Below are 22,877 nucleotides of genomic sequence, written 5' to 3'. Positions count from 1 at the left end.
TCCAGTAGCATTAAATCATTCAAGTCACCAAGCTTAAGGTTCATGCTTTTTATGTTTACCATTATCGTTATTAGCACTTGCCTCATTGCGATTATGACTCTGCTTCCAATTTCTCGAATAGAGAAATGGTGGGTACGAGGTTTTGATTTCCCACGCCTACAGCTTGGAATATTGTCTGCTATTTTACTGCTACTTCAACTGTTCTTCTTGCCGTTAACACAGACACAAAGCTGGCTCCTTATTGTGCCGACATTCTTTTGCTTGTGTTACCAAGGTTGGTGGATTTTACCCTATACAAAGCTAGTTAAACCCGAAGTTCAGAAATCAACTAACCAGCAAAAAAACACAATCAGTATCGTTACTGCTAATGTGCTGATGACTAACCGTAATGCACGCCAACTGTTGCAGTTAGTACGCCGCTATAACCCTGATATTCTGGTCACTTTGGAAACGAATCAATGGTGGCAGTCTCATCTCGATCAACTTGAAGAGCACTACCCACACACCGTTAAGTGCCCCCTTGAGAACCTTTATGGCATGCACGTTTATTCAAAACTACCGCTGGAAAATGCTGAGATTCAATATCTCATAGAAGAAGATGTGCCTTCTATTCACGCCCAAGCCCTGCTCGACAATGGGCAAAGTATACGACTCCATTTCCTACACCCAGCACCGCCAAGCCCAACCGAAAACGAAGAGTCTGCCGAGCGTGATGCAGAATTAGTGATGGTGGCGAAGAATATTGAAAAAAGTAAAGATAAGTCCCAGCCGATTATTGTGACTGGCGATATGAACGATGTCGCTTGGTCACGTACAACACGCTTGTTCCGAAAAATTAGCGGCTTACTCGACCCTCGTATTGGTCGTGGTATGTTTAACACCTTCCATGCTAATTATTGGTTTATGCGCTGGCCGCTCGACCATCTATTCCATAGTGAACACTTTACGCTAGATACAATCACACGTTTACCAGCTTATGGCTCTGACCATTTTGCACTCTATACGCAACTCAGTTTAGAGCCAGCAAAAGCCCCGCAACAATCTGGGGTGGACAAAGAAGATGGCGATGACCAGCTAGCAGAAGAGATTATGTCGAATAAAAACGCTACCAGCCAGCACCAGCGTTCATAATCCGACATAACTCAGAAGTAGCTTCAAGGGTTACTTTGCTAACCTAGCACCTAGCCAAGCAAAAGGTAAAAAGACTAAAAGGTCAGCGACCATAAACCATAATGGGTGCGGGATCATAACTAGATTCATGATTCCGCCCAGTAGAAATACCACACCACAAATAAGCCCCAAAGTTATTTGCTTATTCGGGGTAATATTGCCACAGACAAAACCTGCGACTAACGAGCCCAAGGCATGAGCTATTATCACGGTCAATAAAGCATCCACTGGCAATGAAACCACATACTCAGCGAAAGCCTCTTTGTCCTCCATGCTTAAATTCTCTGGCCACGGAAATCGCACCATATTGATGGACTCAATGCCGTAAATCACGAGTCCGCCCACAATAACACCGATAATGACCGCTAAGATATTTTTAGCCACAATTACTCTCCCTCAATCTGTTTCTTTTTATAGGTACCATCAAACACGGTTACCCAAGTTCCGCCTTTATTTACTGAAACTTCCCACAATTGTTTGACCGTACCGTCTTCTTTTGGCGTCCAGGTGATTTGATTCAAAACTGGCCCTTTAGGCCCCTTAGTGACACCTTGTAAAATCATTGAGCGATGACTTAGTGCACCATTGAGCTTTAGCAAAGTCCCGCTATTATCGACCCACGTTTGATGCCAAGATGCGGTGGTACGATCATAGATATTAAAACTATGCCCAATATTACCGCTCTCACCAACCCAATTTTCTTGTACGCTACAACCGCCTAGAATCTTCTCAACCTTGTTCTCACCAACTTTCTGTCCTTCGGGGTTAAACACTTCCCACTCACCAACCCAGAAATCGAACTGATTATATTCCTCACCAGAACAGGGTGGAGTCTGTATCGACTCTTCAGCGGAATAAGCGATTGAAGTTAGCAGAATAAGTACCAATATTGTTAAGTATTTCATAAAGCCCCTCATTTTTTATCCATACCCTATTTATGTTATATGTTCATTTTCTTTGCTTGTCCAATGACCATGTTTTATTTGTTCATTCCCCTCTAAAGAGACTCCTATAGTCGTTTACTACAACAAAAAAGCGAACCAAAGAAAGTGGCCCCTGACGCTAGTCGCTGTCGCACTCCCTTCTTTCGTTAAAGTTAATCACGCGCCGCAAAACAAAACATCCTGTTTTGTCTTTTCTAAATTGGCCTGTTTCCCCAAGGGGATTCCCTGCGGTCACTTATCAATTTACTCTATAACTTTACCTCTCTCAGCTAGCTTTATGGGTACACAGAGCACAAGCAGGCAAACTCCAGTACCCCTTAAAGCTTGCCGAGTCTCACAGAGATTATTGGATCTAAGCATTTGAGTGTTTGAGCAACGCGAGTTTCAAATGCGCCAATAATCTCGAGAAACGAGGGTAGCCGAAGGCCGAGCGACTTGGGGTGTCTTTTCTTTTGGTTCGTTTTCTTTGGACAAGCAAAGAAAATGAACATAAGATTACTCAGAAAGGAATTGGAGGAATAATATGATACAAACTGTAGAAAAGTCTATTCAATTAACCAAAAAGCTTTTAGAAATTAATAAGAAGATACAAGACGCAGACCTTTCCAATCATCTATCTGACCTTAAGTTAGAGCTTGCTGAAGTAAAGTCTAGTATGAGCGATTTAATTATTGAAAACTCTGAACTAAACGAGAATTAGATCGACTAAAACATACGCAAGGTGATAAAGAATCAGAGTTAAGTTTTAATCTTGAGAGCAACGCATATTACTCCCCTACTGGAGATGGGCCTTTTTGTTCAGGTTGTTACGACACCAAAAAAAGCAAAGTACGACTTTCCGGAATTCCAGAAGACTTTCAGGATTTAGCCAAGTATAAGTGTCCCAGTTGCGGTGCAACGTATTAAAAAAGGGAGCCGAAGCTCCCTTTTTATTATAACGAGTAAATGATTACTCTTGACCAGCTGGCGCTTGTTCTTGCGCTGGTGGGTCAATCAAAGCTTTCATACTTAGACGAATACGACCTTGGCGATCGACTTCTAGTACTTTAACTTTAACCATGTCACCTTCTTTCAAGTAGTCGGTTACTTTGTTCACACGCTCGTGAGCGATTTGTGAAATATGAACCAGACCATCTTTTCCAGGAGTGATTTGAACGAATGCGCCGAAGTCTGCAAGACGAACGACTTTACCTTCAAATTCCATGCCTGCCGTAATTTCCATAGTAATCATTTCGATACGACGAATCGCTTCAGCTGCGCCTTCTGAATCGCTAGAAGCAACTTTAACGGTACCGTCATCTTCGATTTCGATTGTTGCGCCAGTTTCTTCAGTTAGGGCACGGATAGTAGAACCACCTTTACCGATAACTTCTGAAATCTTGTCGACTGGAATCTTAATCGCTGTGATGCGAGGTGCGTGCTCAGAGATATCTTCGCGTGGCTTCGCTAGTGCTTCGTTCATGACGCTCAAGATATGTAAACGGCCACCCTTAGCTTGGTGTAGCGCTTTTTCCATAATTTCTTGAGTAATACCGTCAATTTTGATGTCCATTTGAAGTGCAGTAATACCTTCTGCAGTACCCGCTACTTTAAAGTCCATATCGCCTAAGTGATCTTCATCACCTAAGATGTCAGAAAGAACAACTGATTTGTCGCCTTCTTTAACAAGACCCATAGCGATACCAGCGACTGGAGCTTTCATTGGAACACCAGCGTCCATCAACGCTAGAGATGTACCACAAACTGAAGCCATCGAGCTAGAGCCGTTCGATTCAGTAATTTCCGAAACCACACGTAATGTGTATGGGAATTCAGCAATGGTTGGAACCATCGCAGCAACACCACGCTTAGCTAAACGACCGTGACCAATTTCACGACGCTTCGGAGAGCCCATGAAGCCTGTCTCGCCCACACTGTACGGAGGGAAGTTATAGTGCATCATGAAGTGGTCTTTACCTTCGCCCATAATGCTGTCTTTAATCTGTGCATCACGCTCAGTACCTAAAGTTGCAACAACTAGAGCCTGAGTTTCACCACGAGTAAAGATTGCAGAACCGTGAGTACGCGGTAATACGCCAGTACGGATATCTAGCGCACGAACCATATCAGGTTCACGGCCATCGATACGAGGCTTACCAGAAACGATTCGAGTACGAACCACTTCTTTTTCAATGTCATGGAAGACTTCTTTAACTTCGTCAGCTGAAGGTTGACCTTCTTCTTCACCCGCTAAAGCTTCAACAGTTTGTGCTGATAGTTCGCTAATTTTTTCATAACGCTCTGACTTTTCAGCAATCTGGTACGCATCTTCAATCGCTGCATACATTTTTTCTTTAACTGCGTCATAAAGCGCCGTGTTTTTAGCTGGAGGCGTCCAATCCCACGCAGGCTTGCCCGCTTCAGCTTGTAATTCTTTAATCGCTTGAATCGCGACTTGTAGTTCTTGGTGGCCGTACATGACAGCGCCAAGCATGACGTTTTCTGGTAGTTCGTCAGCTTCTGACTCTACCATTAACACTGCTTTATCAGTACCCGCAACCATAAGATCTAACTTTGAGTTAGCCATTTCTGTCGTTGATGGATTTAAAGCGTATTCACCATCGATATAGCCAACACGCGCAGCACCGATAGGGCCGCCAAAAGGAATGCCTGAAATAGCTAGAGCAGCTGATGCACCAAGCATTGCTGGTACAGCTGGATCAACCTCTGGGTTGATAGAAACGACAGTAATAACAACTTGTACTTCGTTTACGAAACCTTTTGGGAATAATGGGCGTAACGGGCGGTCAATCAAACGAGCAGTTAATGTCTCTTCGTCTGAGGGGCGGCCTTCACGCTTCAAGAAACCACCCGGGATTTTACCCGCGGCATATGTTTTTTCTTGGTAGTTCACGGTTAGCGGGAAGAAGTCTTGACCTTCTTTCGCTTCTTTTTTACCGACAACCGTAACGAATGCGGTAGTACCTTCTACATCTACGATTACTGCGCCAGAAGCCTGACGTGCAACGCGACCTGTTTCGATAGTGACTTCACGGCCACCGTATTGAAATGATTTTTTTGTATAATCCACAATTTTTTCCTATTTAAGTTACTTGGGCTTAATTTACCCACTTGCAATCAGAACCCACATCGTCTGAAAGCAAACAAAAAAGGGGCCTGCAAGGCCCCTTTAATTCTTAGCGACGTAGACCCAGCTTTTTAATCAAGTCTGAGTAACGGCTATGATCTTTACGCTTCAAGTAGTCTAGCAATTTACGACGCTGACTTACCATGCGAAGCAAACCACGGCGCGAGTGGTGGTCATGCTTATGCGCTTTGAAGTGGTCTTGTAGGTGGTTGATTTGCGCTGATAGCAATGCAACCTGCACTTCTGGTGAACCCGTATCGCCTTCTCCGCGAGCGTGTTCTTGAACAATTTCAGCTTTCTTTTCTGCACTTAGTGACATATTTTATATCTCCAATGACGAGTGATTTCACTCGGTGTGTACTAACGAGTTAGCCAATCACTAATTCAGCCAACCCAATGAATGCGCGATTGTACCCTAAACCAATCCTTTTCAGCAAGTCTAATTAGCGCTGAAGGGCCTTTATTTACGAGCTATTACCCAGAAATACTAGTTCCGTAATGACTGCTCAGTGTTTGCAATCGAATATGCGGGTTTTGCTTACGACAATTCCGCAAAAATTGCGCGAAACAAGACTCTGTTTCATCCAGTTTTTCACGTAAACGGTGGCCACCATCGAAGACGTGTAAGTCTGCTTTTGCTGCTTGTGCAAAGCGAATCACATTTTCCACAGGAACAATGTCGTCTTGCCAACCGTGAACCACAGTTACAGGGCACTCAAGTCGTTCTAGATCCGCTTCGGCATAACCATCCATATAGACCGCCGGTGAAATTAAGAAAATGCCCATTGGGTCATTGCTCAATCCAGCTACCGCTGAGACATAACCGCCCATACTGGTTCCTACTAGGATATACGGACGTGACAAATTCATCAGGTAGTTATTTAGCTTAGTCACACGTTCGTTGGTGTGTAAACGGCGGTAGTCCAAAGACTCCACATCAAAGCCCTGCTCCTCGCATACTTTGGATAAGGCCTGAATTCGATTTCCTTTTGGACCTGACACTTTACCGTGTGAAAAGATCACTAAAGGCTTCATTGATGGGTTCATAGTTTTCCTAATTATTCTGTTTTATTAATCGACGTGGGGCTACTTTGCCATCATCGTCAATAAAGCCTATTCCCAAAAAGCCTCTTGGACCTTTAAGAATAAACTCATCTTCTTCCGGCAGTTCACCAATCTGTAGCGATTGCCCCAAGCAGATGTAATAAGTTTCATCATCGTTCAGCTCGACAATGGGTAAATGGTGTAACGCCTGTTCCAGTGGCATCAACAGCTCATCCATAGCTAATTTTTCATCGGCCTGTTTCATCGCCTCAAGCTGAGTCATGGTGACGCAATCTTCCAGTTGCAAATGACTCACCGCAGTTCGACGTAATTCTTGTACGTGCGCGCCGCAACCCAGCTCATCTCCAATATCTTCGACCAGATTTCTGATATAAGTTCCCTTCGAGCAGTGAACATCAAGCTCAAATTCATCACCCTCAAGACGTAAAATATCGATGGAGTGAATGGTCACTTCGCGTGCCTTACGCTCCACCTCGATGCCTTGACGCGCCAACTTGTAAAGAGGCACACCATCTTTCTTTAAGGCCGAGTACATCGATGGAACCTGGCTGATAGTACCTTTAAATTGTTGCACTACCGTGACAAGTTGCTCTTCGCTCACATCAACCGGCTTCTCTTCGACAACCTCACCTTCTCTATCCGCAGTTGTCGTCTTTTGCCCTAATTTAGCGACAACACGATACTTTTTATCTGCGTTTAGAAGAAAATGTGAAAACTTTGTTGCCTCACCAAAACAGATCGGTAAAACACCCGTCGCAATTGGATCTAAAGCACCTGTATGGCCCGCTTTTTGTGCAAAATACAAAAACTTAGCCTGCTGCAAAGCTTTGTTCGAGGTCATATCGGTGGGTTTATCGAGTAACAATATACCCGTAATATCGCGACCGCGTTTACGTCGTCTTGCCATGGGTAACTCCGAAGGTAGCGGTTAACGCTTAGGAATGATCGTCTTTATCAGACTGTTGCTTGTTAGCCGATTTTTGCTGATCCTCGGATACAGCTTTTTCAATCAGGCTCGACATACGCTGGCCTTCTTGGATCGACTTATCGAAAAAGAAGCGTAGTGAAGGAACACTACGCATACGCATTTCTTTCGCTAGTTGTGAACGTAGAAAACCTGCTGCACCACGCACAACTTCTAATGCTTCCTCGATCTCTTCTGGCTCGTCTTTGCCCAAAAAGGTAACAAACACTTTAGCGTTTTGAAGATCGCTGGTGACCTCAACTGCAGATACAGTTGCTAAACCCAAACGGGGGTCTTTCATTTCGCGCTGGAAGACCAGAGCCAGCTCACGCTGGATCTGATCGGCAACTCGATTAGCTCTTGCTTGTGACATTTAGTTTCTCGTCATTCGAATGATGGATTAAAGGCTACGTTGAACTTCAACAATCTCAAAGACCTCGATCTGATCACCAGGCTTTACATCGTTGTAGTTTTTAACACCAATACCACATTCCATATCTTTACGAACTTCCTGTACGTCATCTTTAAAACGACGTAATGACTCAAGTTCGCCTTCATAAATCACCACGTTATCACGCAATACGCGGATAGGGTTATTACGTTTAACCACGCCCTCAGTCACCATACAACCTGCGATAGCACCAAGTTTTGGCGACTTAAAGACGTCACGAACTTCAGCTAAACCGATGATTTCTTGACGTGATTCTGGTGATAGCATACCACTTAGAGCAGCTTTCACTTCTTCAATCGCTTCGTAAATTACGCTGTAGTAACGAATTTCCACGGCATCACGCTCAGCAATCTTACGTGCAGTAGCATCAGCACGAACGTTGAAACCAATAATAATCGCGTTCGAAGCTGCCGCTAAAGAAACGTCTGTTTCCTTAATACCACCAACACCGCTAGAGATTACTTTAACTTCAACTTCATCCGTCGCAAAGTCTGTTAATGACTTGCTCAATGCTTCTACAGAACCTTGTACGTCTGCTTTAATAATAACGTTGAGCTGTTGCAGTTCATCGCTACTACCCATGTTAGCAAACATGTTCTCAAGCTTAGCTTTTTGTTGGCGAGCCTGGAACTCTTCACGCTGCTTAATTTCACGGCGCTCGGCAATTTCACGTGCGGTTCTTTCGTCAGCAACCACAGTAGCTTCATCACCAGCTACAGGCACACCGGATAAACCTAGCACCTCAACTGGAATAGAAGGACCTGCCGAATCAATTGCCTGACCATTTTCGTCAAGTAAAGCGCGCACACGACCATAATGCTGGCCTGCTAATAGAATGTCGCCTTTGTTTAACTGACCTTTCTGTACTAATACAGAAGCAATCGCACCACGGCCCTTATCAAGACGTGCTTCAATAACAAAGCCTTTAGCAGCACCTTCGTCAACAGCAGTTAGTTCAAGAACTTCTGCCTGCAATAAGATCGACTCGAGTAAATCATCAATACCTTCACCTGATTTCGCAGAAACGTGTACAAACTGAACATCGCCACCCCAGTCTTCAGGGATAACATCATGTTGAGATAGTTCGTTTTTAACACGATCCGGATCAGCTTCTGGCTTATCAATTTTGTTAACCGCAACGATCATTGGAACGCCCGCTGCTTTAGCGTGCTGAACCGCCTCGACTGTCTGTGGCATTACGCCATCATCCGCCGCAACGATTAGAATAACAATATCCGTCACTTCAGCACCACGCGCACGCATCGAAGTAAATGCTGCGTGACCCGGTGTATCGAGGAAGGTAACCATTCCGCGATCAGTTTCTACGTGATATGCACCAATGTGCTGAGTAATACCACCGGCTTCGCCAGTCGCTACGTGACTCGCACGGATATAATCAAGTAATGACGTTTTACCGTGGTCAACGTGTCCCATGATGGTTACTACTGGCGCTCTTGGTTTACCATCACCTTCATCGGTCATGGCATCTGAAAGAGCCGCTTCTTCCATCGCGTTTTCGTTAATCAGGACTGGTTTATGGCCCATTTCTTCAACGATCAGACTTGCTGTTTCTTGATCGATTGACTGGTTAACCGTAGCCATTACGCCGACTTTCATCATTGCTTTCATTAGCTCTGGCGCCTTAACAGCCATAGCCTTAGCGAGCTCACCCACGGTAATCGCTTCAGGAATTTCCACATTGTGGATGATAGTGTCCGTTGGCTTTTTGAAACCGTGTTTTTTCATATTGTCTGGAGCCTGATATACTTTTTTCTTTTGATTTCCACCACGCCTATTTTTATCTTCAAAAGCGTTAGCAACTAAATCTGCGTCGCTAGATTTCTTTTTACCTTTCTTCTTTTTACGACGGCTTTTACCTGGACCAGTCTTTTCTTCGAAATCACGAATCGACATTGGCTTAGCAGGTTTGCTTGGATCAGCTTTAACCACTTTTTCTTCGGTTTCTTGCTTCTCTTCAAGCTGTTTTTCAATCTTCTTCTTAACATCATCAGCAGCTTTTGGCTTAGCATCTTTTTTCGCTTTACCTTTATCCTCAGCTTTTTCTGATGCAGCTGGCTTACTTTTTTCTTCTGCCTGACGTTTCTCTTCTTCTTTGCGCTTAGCCTCAGCTTCTTCTTTTGCTTTACGCTCAGCTTCCTCAGCTTTTCGTTTAGCTTCGGCTTCAGCTTCTTCTTTCGCTTTACGTTCTGCTTCTTCAGCTTTGCGCTTTGCTTCTTCAGCTTCTCTTGCTTTTGCTTCTTCTTCCTCAGCAAGTCTTTGAATTTCTTCGTTCGAGCGCTTCACATAGGTACGCTTTTTCTTTACAGCGACCTGTACCGATTTCTTCTTGCCTTCAGATGAAGTTACGCTCAGAGTACTTTTTTTCGTACGGCTTAGAGTAATTTTCTTAGGACCTGTAGCCTCATCACCACCATGAGATTTTTGCAAATAAGCCAACAACGACTTTTTTTGCTCTTCAGTAATGGTGTCATCTGCACTTTTAACTTTTGTACCGGCAGCCTCTAGCTGCTCCAGTAGTCTATCCACTGAAGTTTTAAGAGTATCGGCAAATTGTTTAACTGTTGTATCTGACATTTAGTCTCCCCGCTTAATGCTATTCTTGCTCCTAGGCTTATTCCTGATCTTCAAACCAAGGGGCACGCGCGGTCATAATTAATTGAGCAGCACGCTCATCATTCAATTCTTCTATATCGGTCAAATCATCTACTGACTGTTCCGCCAAGTCTTCCATAGTAATAACGCCGCGACTTGCTAAAACAAAAGCCAAGTGACGATCCATGCCGTCCATATTTAATAAGTCTTCCGCTGGCTCATTTTTTTCTAGCTTTTCTTCACTCGCAATTGCTTTGGTCAATAAAATATCCTTGGCTCGTGATTTCAACGCGTCGATTAAATCTTCATCGAAGCCTTCAATTTCCAACATTTCCGAATGTGGAACATAGGCAACTTCTTCTAAGGTTGTGAAGCCTTCTTGCGCCAAAATTCCTGCCAGATCTTCATCAACACCAAGCTCATCAGTGAATAGCTTGATGATAGATTCTTCTTCTGACTGATTCTTTTTAGCGAACTCTTCCTCAGTCATCACGTTTAATTCCCAACCCGTCAACTCACTGGCTAGGCGGATGTTTTGGCCATTTCGACCAATAGCTTGTGCCAATTGATCTTCATCAACAGCGATATCCATGCTACGTGAATCTTCATCCACAACGATAGATACCACTTCTGCTGGTGCCATTGCATTGATAACAAACTGAGCTGGGTTGTCGTCGTACAACACGATATCAATTCGCTCGCCATTCAGTTCACCAGTAACTGCTTGTACACGCGCACCACGCATACCAACACAAGCACCGACAGGATCAATACGCTTATCGTTAGTTTTAACGGCAACTTTTGCACGCGAACCAGGATCGCGAGCCGCGCCTTTAATTTCAATCACTTGCTCGCCAATTTCAGGCACTTCGATGCGGAACAATTCTTCCAACATTTCAGGACGCGTACGGCTCACGAATAATTGTGGCCCGCGATTTTCGTCGTTAATGTTAAACAACAAACCACGCACACGGTCGCCAGCACGTACAGTTTCACGTGGCATCATTTCGTCACGTTGAATTACGGCTTCAGCGTTATTTCCAAGGTCTAGGAAAATGTAATCACGAGTAATTTTCTTAACGACACCTGTGACTAATTCGCCAACACGGTCACGGAAAGCTTCAACTGTTTTTGCACGCTCAGCTTCACGTACTTTTTGTACGATAACTTGCTTCGCCGTTTGCGCAGCAATTCGACCGAACTCAATCGACTCGATCTGCTCTTCGACAAAGTCGCCAACCTGCACTTCTGGATCTTCGACTTGTGCCGCTGATAGAGTGGTTTCCGTTAACGGATCTTCCACATCTTCATCGCCAACTACGGTCCAGCGACGATAAGTATCGTACTCACCAGTTTCACGATCGATGTCAACGCGCACGTCGATATCCACACCACGCTTTTTCTTTGTAGCTGTCGCTAGAGCTGCTTCTAGTGCACCAAAAATAACCTCTGGCTTGACGTCCTTTTCGTTGGAAACAGCCTCAACCACTAACAAAATTTCTTTATTGCTCATACGTGTCAACCTTCAATAAACTCGCGATTATTATTTCTTAACCCTTCCGAGACTAATCTTTAAGATTAATACTTTGCGATTAATTGGGCTTTTTCAATCTGCTGGACGCTAATGTCATAAACTTCACCGTCAACCAACAATTCGATCTGGCCATTATTTACTTGTTCAATAGTACCTTTAAACTTACGACGTCCATTCAATGGGAATGACAAACGCAGCTCCACAGTTTCGCCTACGTACTGCGCGAACTGTTGCTCTGTAAATAAAGGTCTATCCATACCTGGTGATGAGATTTCTAAATTGTAGAAACCACTGATTGGATCTTCCACATCTAAAACGCCACTCACCTGATGACTCACTTCAGCGCAATCATCCACATCAATACCATTCTCGTGTTCAATAAATACTCTTAAAATAGAGTGTTTACCCTGAGATAGATACTCTAGGCCCCAAAATTCAAAACCTGCGGCTTCGACGGCTGGACGAATAATTTTTTCCAGTTGTGACTGCTTGCTCATTACGCTCTCAATTCATTACTTTCGCTTGGCATTGCATAAATGCCATATACAAAAAAAGGCCCATACGGCCCCATCATTTATCTATCTGACAAACCTTGCGTCATCAAAGTCACAAGATTCATTATTATGATGGGCTTCCATCTGTCTAAACAGATTTCAACGACCCACACTGTTTATAACACACTTAACTTTGCTACAAACAATAAAGCCCCTATAAAGGGGCCTTATTATTATATTCATAATAGAAAGTCAGTCAACTTAAGTTACTGGCTGACTTCAGGTTCGCCTATAGACAAAACCACCCTCATTCTGAGGAAGTTGGTAGTAGGTCATTTCAACTCAGGCTCTTCGCTGGCTATGCCTATCGAAAGCTGAGTCCGACTTAGTCGGGCTGATATAAACAAACTACAAACTTAAAATTGGTAGCGGGGGCCAGATTTGAACTGACGACCTTCGGGTTATGAGCCCGACGAGCTACCAGGCTGCTCCACCCCGCATCCATGTTCTCTATTTCAAGAGTATCCTATTAGATTCTGGTCGTTCTAATAAGTTCGGCTTAAAGCCTCGTTGCCGTAGGTTTTTCTTACTGCCTACCTCAACGTGAAACGCATTATACTGACTTAAATGACTTTGACAAGGGGCATATAACAATAAATTACAGAAATATTTATCGCTATAAATACTCGAAGGCCTGGGCGCATAGCTGCATTAACTTGCCTGGGAATAATCCTAGTGCAACCACACTTAAACTGGTGATCCCTAAGCCAAGCCGTAGCCCCCGTACTGCCACGATCTTTTCTTCTTTTTCAGACTCATCGAAGAAAATAACTTTGACTACTTTGAGATAATAGAAGAGACCAATAATCGACATCACTGCAGCGAACACCGCTAGCCACACAAAGCCTGCGTTTAATACTGCTAGGAATACTTCAAGCTTTGCCCAGAAGCCAATAAAGGGGGGTAAGCCCGCCATCGATAAAAATAGAACGCTGATCAATAGGCCTCCCCAAGGGTTGGAGCGACCAAGGCCTTTGAGCTGATCTAGGTTTTTAACGTCTTCGACACCTTTACCTAAATAAATTAAACATCCAAACCCACCTAGCGACATAATCGAGTAGGCTAGGATATAAAAGAAGGATGCCGCAAAGCCCTCAGAAGTTCCGGTTAAAGCCCCTAACAAGAAATAGCCCATATGCGCTATCGCTGAATAGGCTAGTAGTCGTTTCAGGTTATTCTGCACCAAGGCAACGATATTACCGATCAACATTGATAAACAGGCAAGAATGATTAAAAGCCCCTGCCAATCCACCAGTGCGCCAATAAAACCATAGGCAAATATTCTCACCATAAAACCAAAGGCCGCTACTTTTGGGGCAGAGGATAAAAAGGCTGTGGTTGAGGTCGGTGCGCCATCATAAACATCCGGCACCCACATTTGAAACGGTACGGCACCAAATTTGAAGCCAATCGCGACCACGATAAAGACCAGACCAAAGCGTAAGGTTAAGCTAGCATCATTGGTCGCAATATAATTCGCGATGTCGGTCAGGTGGATATGCTGGGTCACGCCATAAACCAATGACATACCATAGAGTAAGAAGCCACTAGCGATAGCGCCCATGACGAAATACTTTACGGCAGCCTCCGCCGCACGGTAAGAATGACGTTGCATCGCCACTAACGCGTATAAGGAAAGCGATAACAACTCCAAGCCTAGGTACAAGGTAAGCAAGCTGCCACCGCTTACCAAGACCATCATTCCAAGTACCGCAAAAAGGTGCAGCAAGTAATATTCACCGCGCAAGATTCTCCGCGGCAATATATATGGCCGTGCGAACAAAAGCGCTAACATGGCTAGGAAGATGACACTAATCTTGATGATGCCCGCCATCGGATCGAGAATAAAATGACGCTCATAGAGATGGTATTGCACGCTTGGGAATTGCACCATGCAAATAATTGCCGTGGCTAATAACGCTAGCTGGGTTAAGCGGTAGGTTAAATTTCGGTCGAGGTCTTTGGAGAACACATCAACCAATAAAATCACACAGCCTGCAGTTAGCAAGAATATCTCAGGCAGTAAATGCATTAAATTATAGGGCACTTTTAACCTCCCAACTTACTAACGCTGCTTAACTCAAGTAACTGCTCGATACTTGGCTGCATTATGTCGATAAGAAACTGCGGGTAGACGCCTAAAGCAATTATCAATACAGCAAGTACTATTAACACTGATTTCTCCCTAGTATTAACATCCTCTAAACGCTCAATCTTTTCATTCGCAGCTTTGCCGAAGATGACTCTCTTATAAAACCATAGGCTGTAAGCCGCTCCTAAGATTAGCGTCAGGGCTGCAAACAAGGCGATGCGCCAATCCGCTTGGAACGAGGAAACAATCACAAAAAACTCTCCCACAAAGCCAGAGGTTCCTGGCAAGCCAGCGTTGGCAAAGATGAAAAGCATTAATAGCGTAGCGAAAACAGGCATACTGTTTACCACACCGCCAAAGTCGCTGATTTGGCGCGTGTGCAGTCGGTCATATAAAACTCCTATCGAGAAGAATAGCGCCCCGGATACTAAGCCATGCGATATCATCTGTACCATTGCGCCTTGTAATGCCATGGACTGGGCATCCGCGCTGGCTAGCTGTGCGATAACAAAAGTCCCCAGGGTCACAAAGCCCATGTGGGCAACCGAAGAATAAGCAATTAATTTCTTCATGTCTTTCTGCGCGATAGCCACAAAACCGATATACACAATCGCAATCAAGGAGAGCACTATTAGGATCATGGCGTAAGTTTCGCTAGCGTCCGGAGTAACCGGCAGGCTAAACCTTAAGAAACCATAACCGCCCATCTTAAGCATAATTGCGGCCAGGATTACAGAACCGCCAGTTGGCGCCTCAACGTGCGCATCAGGAAGCCATGTGTGCACTGGGAACATCGGGATTTTTACCGCAAAAGCAATCAGAAAAGCCCAGAAGATCCACTTTTGCTCGGTTTCACTAAGCGGCATTTGTTGTAACGCTTGAATCGAAAAATCGCCAGCTTCGCGTCCCATATATATCAGCGCCACCAACATAAAGATCGAGCCGAAGAAGGTGTAAAGAAAAAATTTCAGGGTGGCATAGATTCGATTAGGGCCACCCCATATACCAATCATCAAAAACATCGGGATCAGCATGGCTTCCCAGAACACATAAAATAAGATGCTGTCCTGAGCTAAGAAAACACCGTTCATACAGCCCGTCATCAACAAGGTCGCTGCAACAAACTGTGTTTTACGGAACTTGATGGATGCGGTGGAACCGCACAACACTAATACATTTATCAAGCAGGTCAAAACAATGAGAGGCAAGGCTATACCGTCGACGCCGAGTTCATAAGCAATATTTAAAGAAGGAATCCATTCGCCACGCTCTATAAACTGGAACTCTGCAGTACTGGTGCTAAAGCCAATTAAGATCCAGACACTTAACGCCAAGACTACTAGCGAAATAGCAACCGCGACGCGCTGAGTCCAGGCCAGTAGTTTGTCGCCAGGCCCTAAAAGCACTAGCACGCCGGTTAGTAGCGGTAGCCATATTAATAAGCTTAAAACGGGTAACTGTTCTAACATAATGTTGTTTTATCCATTGCCATACCCCTAGCCCTTAAACAGAAGCCACATGAGCAAAGCGACCAAACCTATGACCATCATCAAAGCATAGTGGTATAAGTAGCCAGTTTGAATTTTTCGAATTTTAGAGGCGATACTTTTTACCGTATTGGTACCACCATCAATGATCCCTTCGTCGATAATGGCCTTGTCACCATAGCGCCAAAAGACCTGCCCAAGCCAACGCCCACTGCGAGCAACCACCTTTTCATTAAGGTCATCAAAGAAATACTTTTTCTCCAACAACTTCTTTACAGGTTTTAAGAATATGGCCCACATGGTGATAAAGCGTGGTGCCCAGCCATAGACGATTACAGCGATAACAATCCCCAATATAAGCATCAAAAATACTGGGCTGGTGAAACCGTGTAGTGCGAAATCTATGGCGCTAGTGTAATGAGCTTCGACGGCTTGTAAGACATTATGCTCTTCCAAAACGCTTATCGAATCTCTGAAAAAGGAGCCAAAGAGTAAAGGTTTACCAAAGACAAAGCCTGCGAATAGGGATGGAATGGCTAGTGCTATCAAGGGCCAAGTGATTACCCTTGGAGACTCTTGTATCTGTTGGAACTGCTTCTCTTCGGTTCGAGTTTTGCCATGGAACACGATCAACAATAATCGAACACTGTATATAGCAGTCACTACAACACCTGTCAGCACTGCGAAATAGGCAAAGCCACTAAAGCCGCCGCTTGCTTCGGCGCTCGCTGAAATAATCGTGTCTTTAGAATAAAAGCCTGAGAAGAACGGCGTTCCAATCAGCGCCAAAGTTCCGATTAATGTGCACCAATAGGTAATCGGTAGCTTCTTATAAAGCCCGCCCATTTTGCGAATATCTTGCTCATGGTGTAGCGCAATAATGACCGAGCCGGCGCCAAGGAATAGTAAAGCCTTGAAGAAGGCATGAGTGAATAGATGGAATATAGCGGCCGAGTAAGCTGAAACTCCTAGCGCTACCACCATGTAGCCAAGTTGCGATAGAGTGGAGTAAGCGATAATTCGCTTGATGTCGTTCTGAACGATGGCCACTAGCCCCATGAATAAAGCAGTAATGGCGCCAATCACCGTGATCATGGCGAGTGCGGTTTCTGAAAATTCAAATAGCGGCGACATTCTCGCCACCATAAAGACGCCTGCTGTGACCATGGTGGCCGCATGAATTAAAGCAGAAATTGGCGTTGGGCCTTCCATCGAATCTGGCAGCCAAATATGCAGTGGAACCTGGGCCGATTTACCCATGGCGCCAATAAATAGGCAGATACAAATAAAGCTCATGGCCGCCCACTCTATATCTCCCCACACGGCAAAGGTTTTATTTAAGTCCATCAACGCCAGTGCATTTTCTTGTGGCTGACCACCGAGCGAGACTAACTCTTGCGCCACTCCCATAGTCGTAAATATAGGCGCATAATCGAATGTGCCAAATAATAAGAAGATGCCACCGATGCCTAATATAAACCCAAAGTCACCGACTCTATTAACTAGAAAAGCTTTCATGTTGGCGAATATTGCCGAGTCTTTTTGATACCAAAAGCCAATCAGTAGATATGACACCACGCCGACCGCTTCCCAACCGAAGAAAAGCTGTAGGAAGTTATTTGACATAACCAGCATCAGCATGGAAAAAGTAAACAGAGAAATATAGCTAAAGAACCGCTGATAGCCCAGATCGTCGTGCATATAGCCTATTGAGTAAATATGCACCATTAGACTGACAAAAGTCACCACCAGCATCATGATCGCGGTTAAGCTATCCAGCATAAATCCTATTTGGATAGTGACATCGCCAAAGCTGGCCCATTCATAAACTGTGAGATCTACCGCAGTGGCATCGCCCCACAGGAACACAAAGAACCACTTCACGGCTATGACAAATGATACCAAGACACCTAAGATGGTGACTCGGTGTGTCGTGACCTTACCGAGTTTCTTGCCCAACAACCCAGCAATAATAGCGCCAACCAATGGCGCCAATACCGCTAATAATAATTGAGCTTGAATAGTCATTAGCCTTTTAGCTCCTTTAGTTCAGCTACATCAATTTTCTTATTGGTGCGGAACAAGACCACCAAAATAGCTAAACCGATAGCTGCTTCTGCCGCCGCTACTGTCAGAATAAAGAATACAAAAACCTGCCCGACTTCATCATTAAGGTAGCGCGAAAAGGCAATAAAGTTAGTGTTTACCGCAAGTAGCATCAGCTCGATACACATTAATAATGTGATTACGTTTTTACGATTAATGATGATGCCGACCACGCTAATGGTAAATAGTAAGGCACTGACGACTAAATAATGCGTTAAACTCATGAGCCTTTCCCCTCACTCTTTTCCGCTTCGTCTTGTTTGTTTTTGGATGGTTCTTTCTTAGATGAACTTTTCTTAGCCACCCCATCCTTGGGTGCTTCTTTCTTCGATGACGTTTTTTTAGGTTTTAGGTGTGCGTCTTGGCGGCGCCCCGACTCCATAGACACAATCTTCAACCGCTCCTCACGCATCGTTTGATGCTGTAAAGGAACGCTTTGCCCCCTACGCTCGCGACGACCACGGAAGGTTAAGCTGATTGCCGCGATGATGGCGACCAATAAAATAACCCCTGCAATTTCGAAGGCGTAAAAATAGTCGGTGTAAAGCAAGCGACCTAAAACCGTGACGTTACTATAGTCTGCGCTATTTTTAGCGGGCTCTGGAATCTCGCCTAAGACTTGGCTTCGAATGACCCAATAAATAGCGCCGAATAAAGCCAAGGCCGTAATAACCCCTAAAGGTAAATACTTACTAAATCCTGCCCTTAGACTGGCATAATCAACATCTAGCATCATCACCACAAAGAGGAATAGCACCATCACCGCGCCGACATAAACCAACACCAACGTCACCGCTAAAAATTCAGCTTCTAATAGCATCCATAAAGCTGCCGCCGAGAAAAAAGTCAGCACTAGACACAGCACTGCTTGTACCGCATTTTTCATGCTGATCACGCCTAAAGCGCCAACTACTGTTAGCGTGGCGAAGACATAAAACACTATAGACTCAACGGTCATAGCCATTCCTAAACATCAATGTCACTTTCGGGTTATCGATATTTTGCATCTTGCTTTCTATCCTCAGCGATCTGCTCTTCGTATTTATCGCCAATCGCCAATAACTGTGCTTTCGTTAAAATATTGTCGCCACGCTTTTCAAAGTGATAATCCATCACTCTGGTTTCGACAATCGAGTCCACTGGGCAAGATTCTTCGCAAAAGCCGCAGTAGATACACTTAAACATATCAATTTCATAACGCGTGGTGCGTCGAGTGCCATCGCTCTGTCTTGGGCCAGCATCAATCGTAATAGCTGCCGCCGGACAAACAGCCTCGCATAGTTTACAGCCGATACAACGCTCTTCACCATTAGGGTAACGTCGTAACGCATGCAAACCACGGAAGCGCGGCGACTGCGGAGTTTGTTCTTCTGGGAACTGAATCGTCACTTTGCGGCGCCATAAATGCTTACCGGTCACGCGCAATCCATGAAGCAGGTCTTTTAATGTGAAGCTTGAAAATAGGTGTTTTAATTTCGACATCAGAAAACACCTCGCCCAGCAAACCAAGGGCCAACGCCAGCTTTAATCATAAACGCCAGTACCATCAGCCACACCACCGTTACAGGGATAAAGACTTTCCAGCCTAAGCGCATTATTTGATCATAACGATAGCGTGGGAAGGTCGCTCGAAGCCAAATCATCAGGAACAAGAAGAAGCCCGCTTTTAGCAATAACCATGCAATGCCTGGCACCCACTCGGTTATTCCTTCCATAAAAGGAATTCCTTGAAATGGATTAAGCCACCCGCCGAAGAAAAACAGCGCTGTCAGCACTGAAATTAAGATCATATTGGCATATTCCGCTAAGAAAAAGAGTGCGAAAGAAATACCGGCATACTCGACATGAAACCCCGCCACGATTTCTGATTCGCCTTCTGGCAAATCAAACGGCGCTCGATTCGTTTCGGCCACTCCTGATATCCAGTAAATCACCAACAACGGCAATAATGGGATCCAGTACCAATGCCAAAAGCCGCCTTCTTGACCCATTACGATTTGACCAAGATTCATGGTGCCAGATGCCATTAAGACACCGACTAAAGCAAAGCCCATGGCAATTTCGTAGGAAATAATTTGTGACGCGGAGCGAAGCGAGCCAATGAGTGCATATTTCGAGTTAGATGCCCACCCTGCGATAATCACGCCATAGACTGCAATAGAGGTCATGGCCAAAATATAAAGTAGCCCAACATCGGTGTCGGCAAGTACCATTTCTACATCAAATGGAATCACGGCCCAAGCAGCAAAGGATGGCGCAATGAACAAAACTGGGGCAAGTAAAAACAAACCTTTATTGGCACCGGACGGTACCACTACTTCCTTCATCAAAAGCTTTATCACATCAGCTATAGGTTGTAGCCAGCCCTTAGGGCCAACTCGATTTGGCCCCAGTCGCATCTGCATATAGCCGATAATCTTACGTTCAGCGTAAGTGGTGTAGGCCACGGCCAAGATTAGAGGCCCTAGGATCAAGCCTGTTTTTGCGCCGATAATAAAAAAGTCGATAAGGATGTCGAGCATTAGACACCTCCCACAATATTATGGAAAGGGCTTAGTCGTGGTCGTTTTAAAATTTCCTGTCCCTTTGCTAAAGCCGTTTGCTGTAGCGAAGGCGCACGACGTAGCCAGCCGTCGATCTGGTACATATTCACCGGACGAGGCGAGAAACCATCTCGCGGTAAGCGCTCTGGGCACTGCCATTTAGGCTTAATTCGATCACCAACCGCACTCAAGCGACCTTTAACCTCTTTGCGCACTTCTTGCGCTGAGACATACTCAAAATTCTTTAAATTCAGTAAGTTGCCAAGTACCCGTAACACCTTCCAAGCGGGCTTTGCTTCGCCAGGGGCATTAATCGAAGCCGAGAATTCCTGCCATAAACCGTTAACGTTGACATAAGAGCCTGAGGATTCTAAGAAACTTGCAATAGGCAGAATCACATCCGCATATTCAAAAGCTTCGTCGTCGGCATGGCAGGTCAGTGAAACCACAAAGTCCGCGTTATGTAGCGACTGCTTTGCTGCCTCCCCAATCACCGACTCTTTTCCTGGCTCAGTTTTTAATAAGACGAAGCCTTTCTTGCCTTGCTCAAAAATATCTTTGATGTGCTGACCGTCTTGTTCAACGTCGGCCCCCGCAGGACCACGATGAGGTATCGCTCCGGCCAAATAAGCACCAACACTGTTACCGCCGTGCGGTAAGAAGCCATAAGTAGAGCCCGACAAGTTTGCAATCGCTTTTGCCATTAATCGGATCTGGCCAGCATAACTAAACTCTAGCGCTGTGGCGCCGAGAATAATACTCGAATGCTCGCCTTGTAATAACATCTCTCCTATTTCGCGGTGTTCCTGACTGACATTTATCGGTGCCAATAACTCTTCTAGCCCCTCGATATCCATAGTGTCGGCCCACTGCTCTTTGTTTTTATCAGGCTGATGTTGGTATAAATATTTGGTGATGCCGGCTAATTGAATTAACCAAGTTTCTGCATCCGCTAAGATTTCATGACTCAAGCTAAAGTTATGGTACACGGGGTAAAGCCCAACCGAAGCAACGCGACCAAAGCGCGTGGCTTTACGCAGTCGCAAAGAGGCCAGCGGCTGTTCTTTTCGTAGGTTTGCCCCAATCAACAATGCAGCATCCAGATTTTCCAGCTCGGATAGCTCAATCCCTAACTCTGGATGCAGAGGCTCGAACTGCTGGCAGGAAAAATCGGTTATGCGCAAACGATGATCGATATTGTTCGAGCCTAAACCACGCATCACTTTTTGCAATAAATACATTTCTTCAGTGGTCGAGCTTGGATGTGCTATTGCTGCGATTTGATTAGCACCATCGGTTTGCACCATCATGTTCAGCTTGCTCGCAGTTCGCTCTAAAGCGCTTTCCCAGTCGGTTTCTTTCCACTCGCCGTTGTGCTTGATCATGGGTGTAAGTAACCGCTCACTCTTATCGATCGCTTCGTAAGAATAGCGATCGCGATCCGCTAACCAGACTTCATTCACCGCTTCGTTATCTTTCGGCACAACACGAATAACGCGATCGCGTAAGGTGTGAACGTGAATATTAGCGCCAATACAATCATGCGGTGAGACTGAATCATGCTGGGTCATTTCCCATGCGCGCGCTTGATAACGTGAAGGTTTTGCAGTTAAGGCGCCGACAGGACATAAATCAATAATATTGCCCGACACTTCCGAGTCTACCGACTGCTCGATAAAGGTGCTGATTTCCATATGCTCACCACGGCCAACCGCACCGAGTTCACGGATTCCTGCAATCTCTCGACCAAAGCGTACACAACGTGTGCAGTGAATACAGCGCGTCATTTCCGTTTCGATTAAAGGCCCAAGATCTTCATCCACTACCGCTCGCTTTTTCTCGCTAAAGCGCGACACATCGTTGCCGTACTCCAAAGCCACATCTTGCAGTTCACACTCACCACCCTGATCACAAATCGGACAGTCCAGCGGATGGTTGATGAGTAAAAACTCCATCACGGACTTTTGCGAATCCTGAGCAAAATCAGATTGCGTATTAATCACCATGCCATCTGATATTGGTGTGGCACAGGCTGGTAAAGGCTTTCGACCACCATCGACTTCGACCAAGCACATACGGCAGTTAGCCGCAATCGACAGTTTTTTGTGATAACAAAAACGAGGAATGGTGATGCCATGAGCATCAGCCACTTCAATAATCATAGAGCCTTGTTCGGCTTCTATTTTTTTACCATCAATTTCGATTGAAACCATTGGCTAAACTCTTC

General features: G+C 45.0%; 20 protein-coding genes and 1 tRNA gene. 2 read left to right on the top strand and 19 right to left on the bottom strand.

Annotation, left to right across the window (positions count from 1 at the left end; all coding sequences use genetic code 11):
* The first annotated feature begins 51 nt into the window (after nt 1–51).
* Complete coding sequence (locus DL796_RS05165; RefSeq protein ID WP_110200727.1) at nt 52–1,131, top strand: endonuclease/exonuclease/phosphatase family protein; 1,080 nt, start codon at nt 52–54, stop codon at nt 1,129–1,131.
* A gap of 30 nt (nt 1,132–1,161) precedes the next feature.
* Here the strand turns inward: DL796_RS05165 and DL796_RS05160 are convergent, their stop codons facing one another.
* Nucleotides 1,162–1,554, bottom strand: coding sequence for a hypothetical protein (locus tag DL796_RS05160; protein ID WP_110200585.1), 393 nt, complete (start codon nt 1,552–1,554; stop codon nt 1,162–1,164).
* Between the two features lie 2 nt (nt 1,555–1,556).
* Entirely contained in the window at nt 1,557–2,075 is a 519-nt protein-coding gene (locus tag DL796_RS05155) for a hypothetical protein (RefSeq protein WP_110200584.1), read from the bottom strand.
* Between the two features lie 562 nt (nt 2,076–2,637).
* Here DL796_RS05155 and DL796_RS05150 point away from each other — a divergent pair.
* On the top strand, nt 2,638–2,814 hold the full coding sequence (locus tag DL796_RS05150; protein WP_170114214.1) for a hypothetical protein: 177 nt from the start codon (nt 2,638–2,640) through the stop codon (nt 2,812–2,814).
* A gap of 249 nt (nt 2,815–3,063) precedes the next feature.
* On the opposite strand, the gene pnp is transcribed toward DL796_RS05150, so the two are convergent.
* From pnp to nuoG, 17 genes are all read right to left on the bottom strand, one after another.
* Complete coding sequence (gene pnp, locus DL796_RS05145) at nt 3,064–5,184, bottom strand: polyribonucleotide nucleotidyltransferase (RefSeq protein WP_146205069.1); 2,121 nt, start codon at nt 5,182–5,184, stop codon at nt 3,064–3,066.
* Nucleotides 5,185–5,290: 106 nt separating this feature from the next.
* Complete coding sequence (rpsO, locus tag DL796_RS05140) at nt 5,291–5,560, bottom strand: 30S ribosomal protein S15 (protein WP_110200582.1); 270 nt, start codon at nt 5,558–5,560, stop codon at nt 5,291–5,293.
* 155 nt (nt 5,561–5,715) lie between these two features.
* Nucleotides 5,716–6,288: an alpha/beta hydrolase gene (locus DL796_RS05135; RefSeq protein WP_110200581.1), complete on the bottom strand. Its 573-nt coding sequence runs from the start codon at nt 6,286–6,288 to the stop codon at nt 5,716–5,718.
* Nucleotides 6,289–6,295: 7 nt separating this feature from the next.
* A complete protein-coding gene (gene truB, locus DL796_RS05130; RefSeq protein ID WP_110200580.1) occupies nt 6,296–7,213 on the bottom strand; it encodes a tRNA pseudouridine(55) synthase TruB in 918 nt (305 codons plus the stop codon).
* 28 nt (nt 7,214–7,241) lie between these two features.
* Nucleotides 7,242–7,643 (bottom strand): 30S ribosome-binding factor RbfA, encoded by a 402-nt coding sequence (gene rbfA, locus DL796_RS05125; RefSeq protein ID WP_110200579.1) that lies wholly within the window; start codon nt 7,641–7,643, stop codon nt 7,242–7,244.
* 27 nt (nt 7,644–7,670) lie between these two features.
* On the bottom strand, nt 7,671–10,316 hold the full coding sequence (infB, locus tag DL796_RS05120; RefSeq protein WP_110200578.1) for a translation initiation factor IF-2: 2,646 nt from the start codon (nt 10,314–10,316) through the stop codon (nt 7,671–7,673).
* A 37-nt stretch (nt 10,317–10,353) separates the two neighbouring features.
* Nucleotides 10,354–11,847: a transcription termination factor NusA gene (gene nusA, locus DL796_RS05115; protein ID WP_110200577.1), complete on the bottom strand. Its 1,494-nt coding sequence runs from the start codon at nt 11,845–11,847 to the stop codon at nt 10,354–10,356.
* A 65-nt stretch (nt 11,848–11,912) separates the two neighbouring features.
* Entirely contained in the window at nt 11,913–12,365 is a 453-nt protein-coding gene (gene rimP, locus DL796_RS05110; protein WP_110200576.1) for a ribosome maturation factor RimP, read from the bottom strand.
* A gap of 420 nt (nt 12,366–12,785) precedes the next feature.
* Nucleotides 12,786–12,862, bottom strand: a tRNA-Met gene (locus DL796_RS05105).
* Between the two features lie 176 nt (nt 12,863–13,038).
* Nucleotides 13,039–14,469 carry an NADH-quinone oxidoreductase subunit NuoN gene (gene nuoN / locus DL796_RS05100; protein WP_110200574.1) on the bottom strand — a complete coding sequence of 477 codons (1,431 nt, stop codon included), beginning with the start codon at nt 14,467–14,469 and terminating at the stop codon, nt 13,039–13,041.
* A gap of 2 nt (nt 14,470–14,471) precedes the next feature.
* Nucleotides 14,472–15,983 carry an NADH-quinone oxidoreductase subunit M gene (locus DL796_RS05095; protein ID WP_110200573.1) on the bottom strand — a complete coding sequence of 504 codons (1,512 nt, stop codon included), beginning with the start codon at nt 15,981–15,983 and terminating at the stop codon, nt 14,472–14,474.
* A gap of 27 nt (nt 15,984–16,010) precedes the next feature.
* Complete coding sequence (gene nuoL, locus DL796_RS05090; RefSeq protein WP_110200572.1) at nt 16,011–18,029, bottom strand: NADH-quinone oxidoreductase subunit L; 2,019 nt, start codon at nt 18,027–18,029, stop codon at nt 16,011–16,013.
* The gene (gene nuoK / locus DL796_RS05085) at nt 18,029–18,331 is read right to left on the bottom strand and encodes an NADH-quinone oxidoreductase subunit NuoK (protein WP_110200571.1); all 303 of its coding nucleotides are present in this window, start codon (nt 18,329–18,331) and stop codon (nt 18,029–18,031) included. Before nuoK ends, nuoL begins: the two co-directional genes overlap by 1 nt.
* Entirely contained in the window at nt 18,328–19,065 is a 738-nt protein-coding gene (locus DL796_RS05080; RefSeq protein WP_110200570.1) for an NADH-quinone oxidoreductase subunit J, read from the bottom strand. Before DL796_RS05080 ends, nuoK begins: the two co-directional genes overlap by 4 nt.
* Nucleotides 19,066–19,097: 32 nt before the next feature.
* Nucleotides 19,098–19,589, bottom strand: a complete 492-nt coding sequence (nuoI, locus tag DL796_RS05075) for an NADH-quinone oxidoreductase subunit NuoI (protein ID WP_110200569.1) — start codon at nt 19,587–19,589, stop codon at nt 19,098–19,100.
* Nucleotides 19,589–20,629 (bottom strand): NADH-quinone oxidoreductase subunit NuoH, encoded by a 1,041-nt coding sequence (nuoH, locus tag DL796_RS05070; protein WP_110200568.1) that lies wholly within the window; start codon nt 20,627–20,629, stop codon nt 19,589–19,591. Before nuoH ends, nuoI begins: the two co-directional genes overlap by 1 nt.
* Complete coding sequence (gene nuoG / locus DL796_RS05065; RefSeq protein ID WP_110200567.1) at nt 20,629–22,863, bottom strand: NADH-quinone oxidoreductase subunit NuoG; 2,235 nt, start codon at nt 22,861–22,863, stop codon at nt 20,629–20,631. The genes nuoH and nuoG overlap by 1 nt, the downstream gene beginning before the upstream one ends.
* Between the last annotated feature and the right edge of the window lie 14 nt (nt 22,864–22,877).

Source organism: Kangiella spongicola (assembly GCF_003194565.2).
Taxonomy (GTDB): domain Bacteria; phylum Pseudomonadota; class Gammaproteobacteria; order Enterobacterales; family Kangiellaceae; genus Kangiella; species Kangiella spongicola.
The sequence above is the reverse complement of the archived record's forward strand: the minus strand, read 5'-3'. Positions and strand labels throughout refer to the sequence as shown.

Coding starts and splice junctions, on each gene's coding strand:
- DL796_RS05165 (WP_110200727.1), top strand. CDS start 52: ATGTTTACCATTATCGTTATTAGCACTTGCCTCATTGCGATTATGACT.
- DL796_RS05155 (WP_110200584.1), bottom strand. CDS start 2,075: ATGAAATACTTAACAATATTGGTACTTATTCTGCTAACTTCAATCGCT.
- DL796_RS05150 (WP_170114214.1), top strand. CDS start 2,638: ATGATACAAACTGTAGAAAAGTCTATTCAATTAACCAAAAAGCTTTTA.
- rpsO (WP_110200582.1), bottom strand. CDS start 5,560: ATGTCACTAAGTGCAGAAAAGAAAGCTGAAATTGTTCAAGAACACGCT.
- DL796_RS05135 (WP_110200581.1), bottom strand. CDS start 6,288: ATGAACCCATCAATGAAGCCTTTAGTGATCTTTTCACACGGTAAAGTG.
- truB (WP_110200580.1), bottom strand. CDS start 7,213: ATGGCAAGACGACGTAAACGCGGTCGCGATATTACGGGTATATTGTTA.
- rbfA (WP_110200579.1), bottom strand. CDS start 7,643: ATGTCACAAGCAAGAGCTAATCGAGTTGCCGATCAGATCCAGCGTGAG.
- infB (WP_110200578.1), bottom strand. CDS start 10,316: ATGTCAGATACAACAGTTAAACAATTTGCCGATACTCTTAAAACTTCA.
- nusA (WP_110200577.1), bottom strand. CDS start 11,847: ATGAGCAATAAAGAAATTTTGTTAGTGGTTGAGGCTGTTTCCAACGAA.
- rimP (WP_110200576.1), bottom strand. CDS start 12,365: ATGAGCAAGCAGTCACAACTGGAAAAAATTATTCGTCCAGCCGTCGAA.
- DL796_RS05095 (WP_110200573.1), bottom strand. CDS start 15,983: ATGTTAGAACAGTTACCCGTTTTAAGCTTATTAATATGGCTACCGCTA.
- nuoL (WP_110200572.1), bottom strand. CDS start 18,029: ATGACTATTCAAGCTCAATTATTATTAGCGGTATTGGCGCCATTGGTT.
- nuoK (WP_110200571.1), bottom strand. CDS start 18,331: ATGAGTTTAACGCATTATTTAGTCGTCAGTGCCTTACTATTTACCATT.
- DL796_RS05080 (WP_110200570.1), bottom strand. CDS start 19,065: ATGACCGTTGAGTCTATAGTGTTTTATGTCTTCGCCACGCTAACAGTA.
- nuoI (WP_110200569.1), bottom strand. CDS start 19,589: ATGTCGAAATTAAAACACCTATTTTCAAGCTTCACATTAAAAGACCTG.
- nuoH (WP_110200568.1), bottom strand. CDS start 20,629: ATGCTCGACATCCTTATCGACTTTTTTATTATCGGCGCAAAAACAGGC.
- nuoG (WP_110200567.1), bottom strand. CDS start 22,863: ATGGTTTCAATCGAAATTGATGGTAAAAAAATAGAAGCCGAACAAGGC.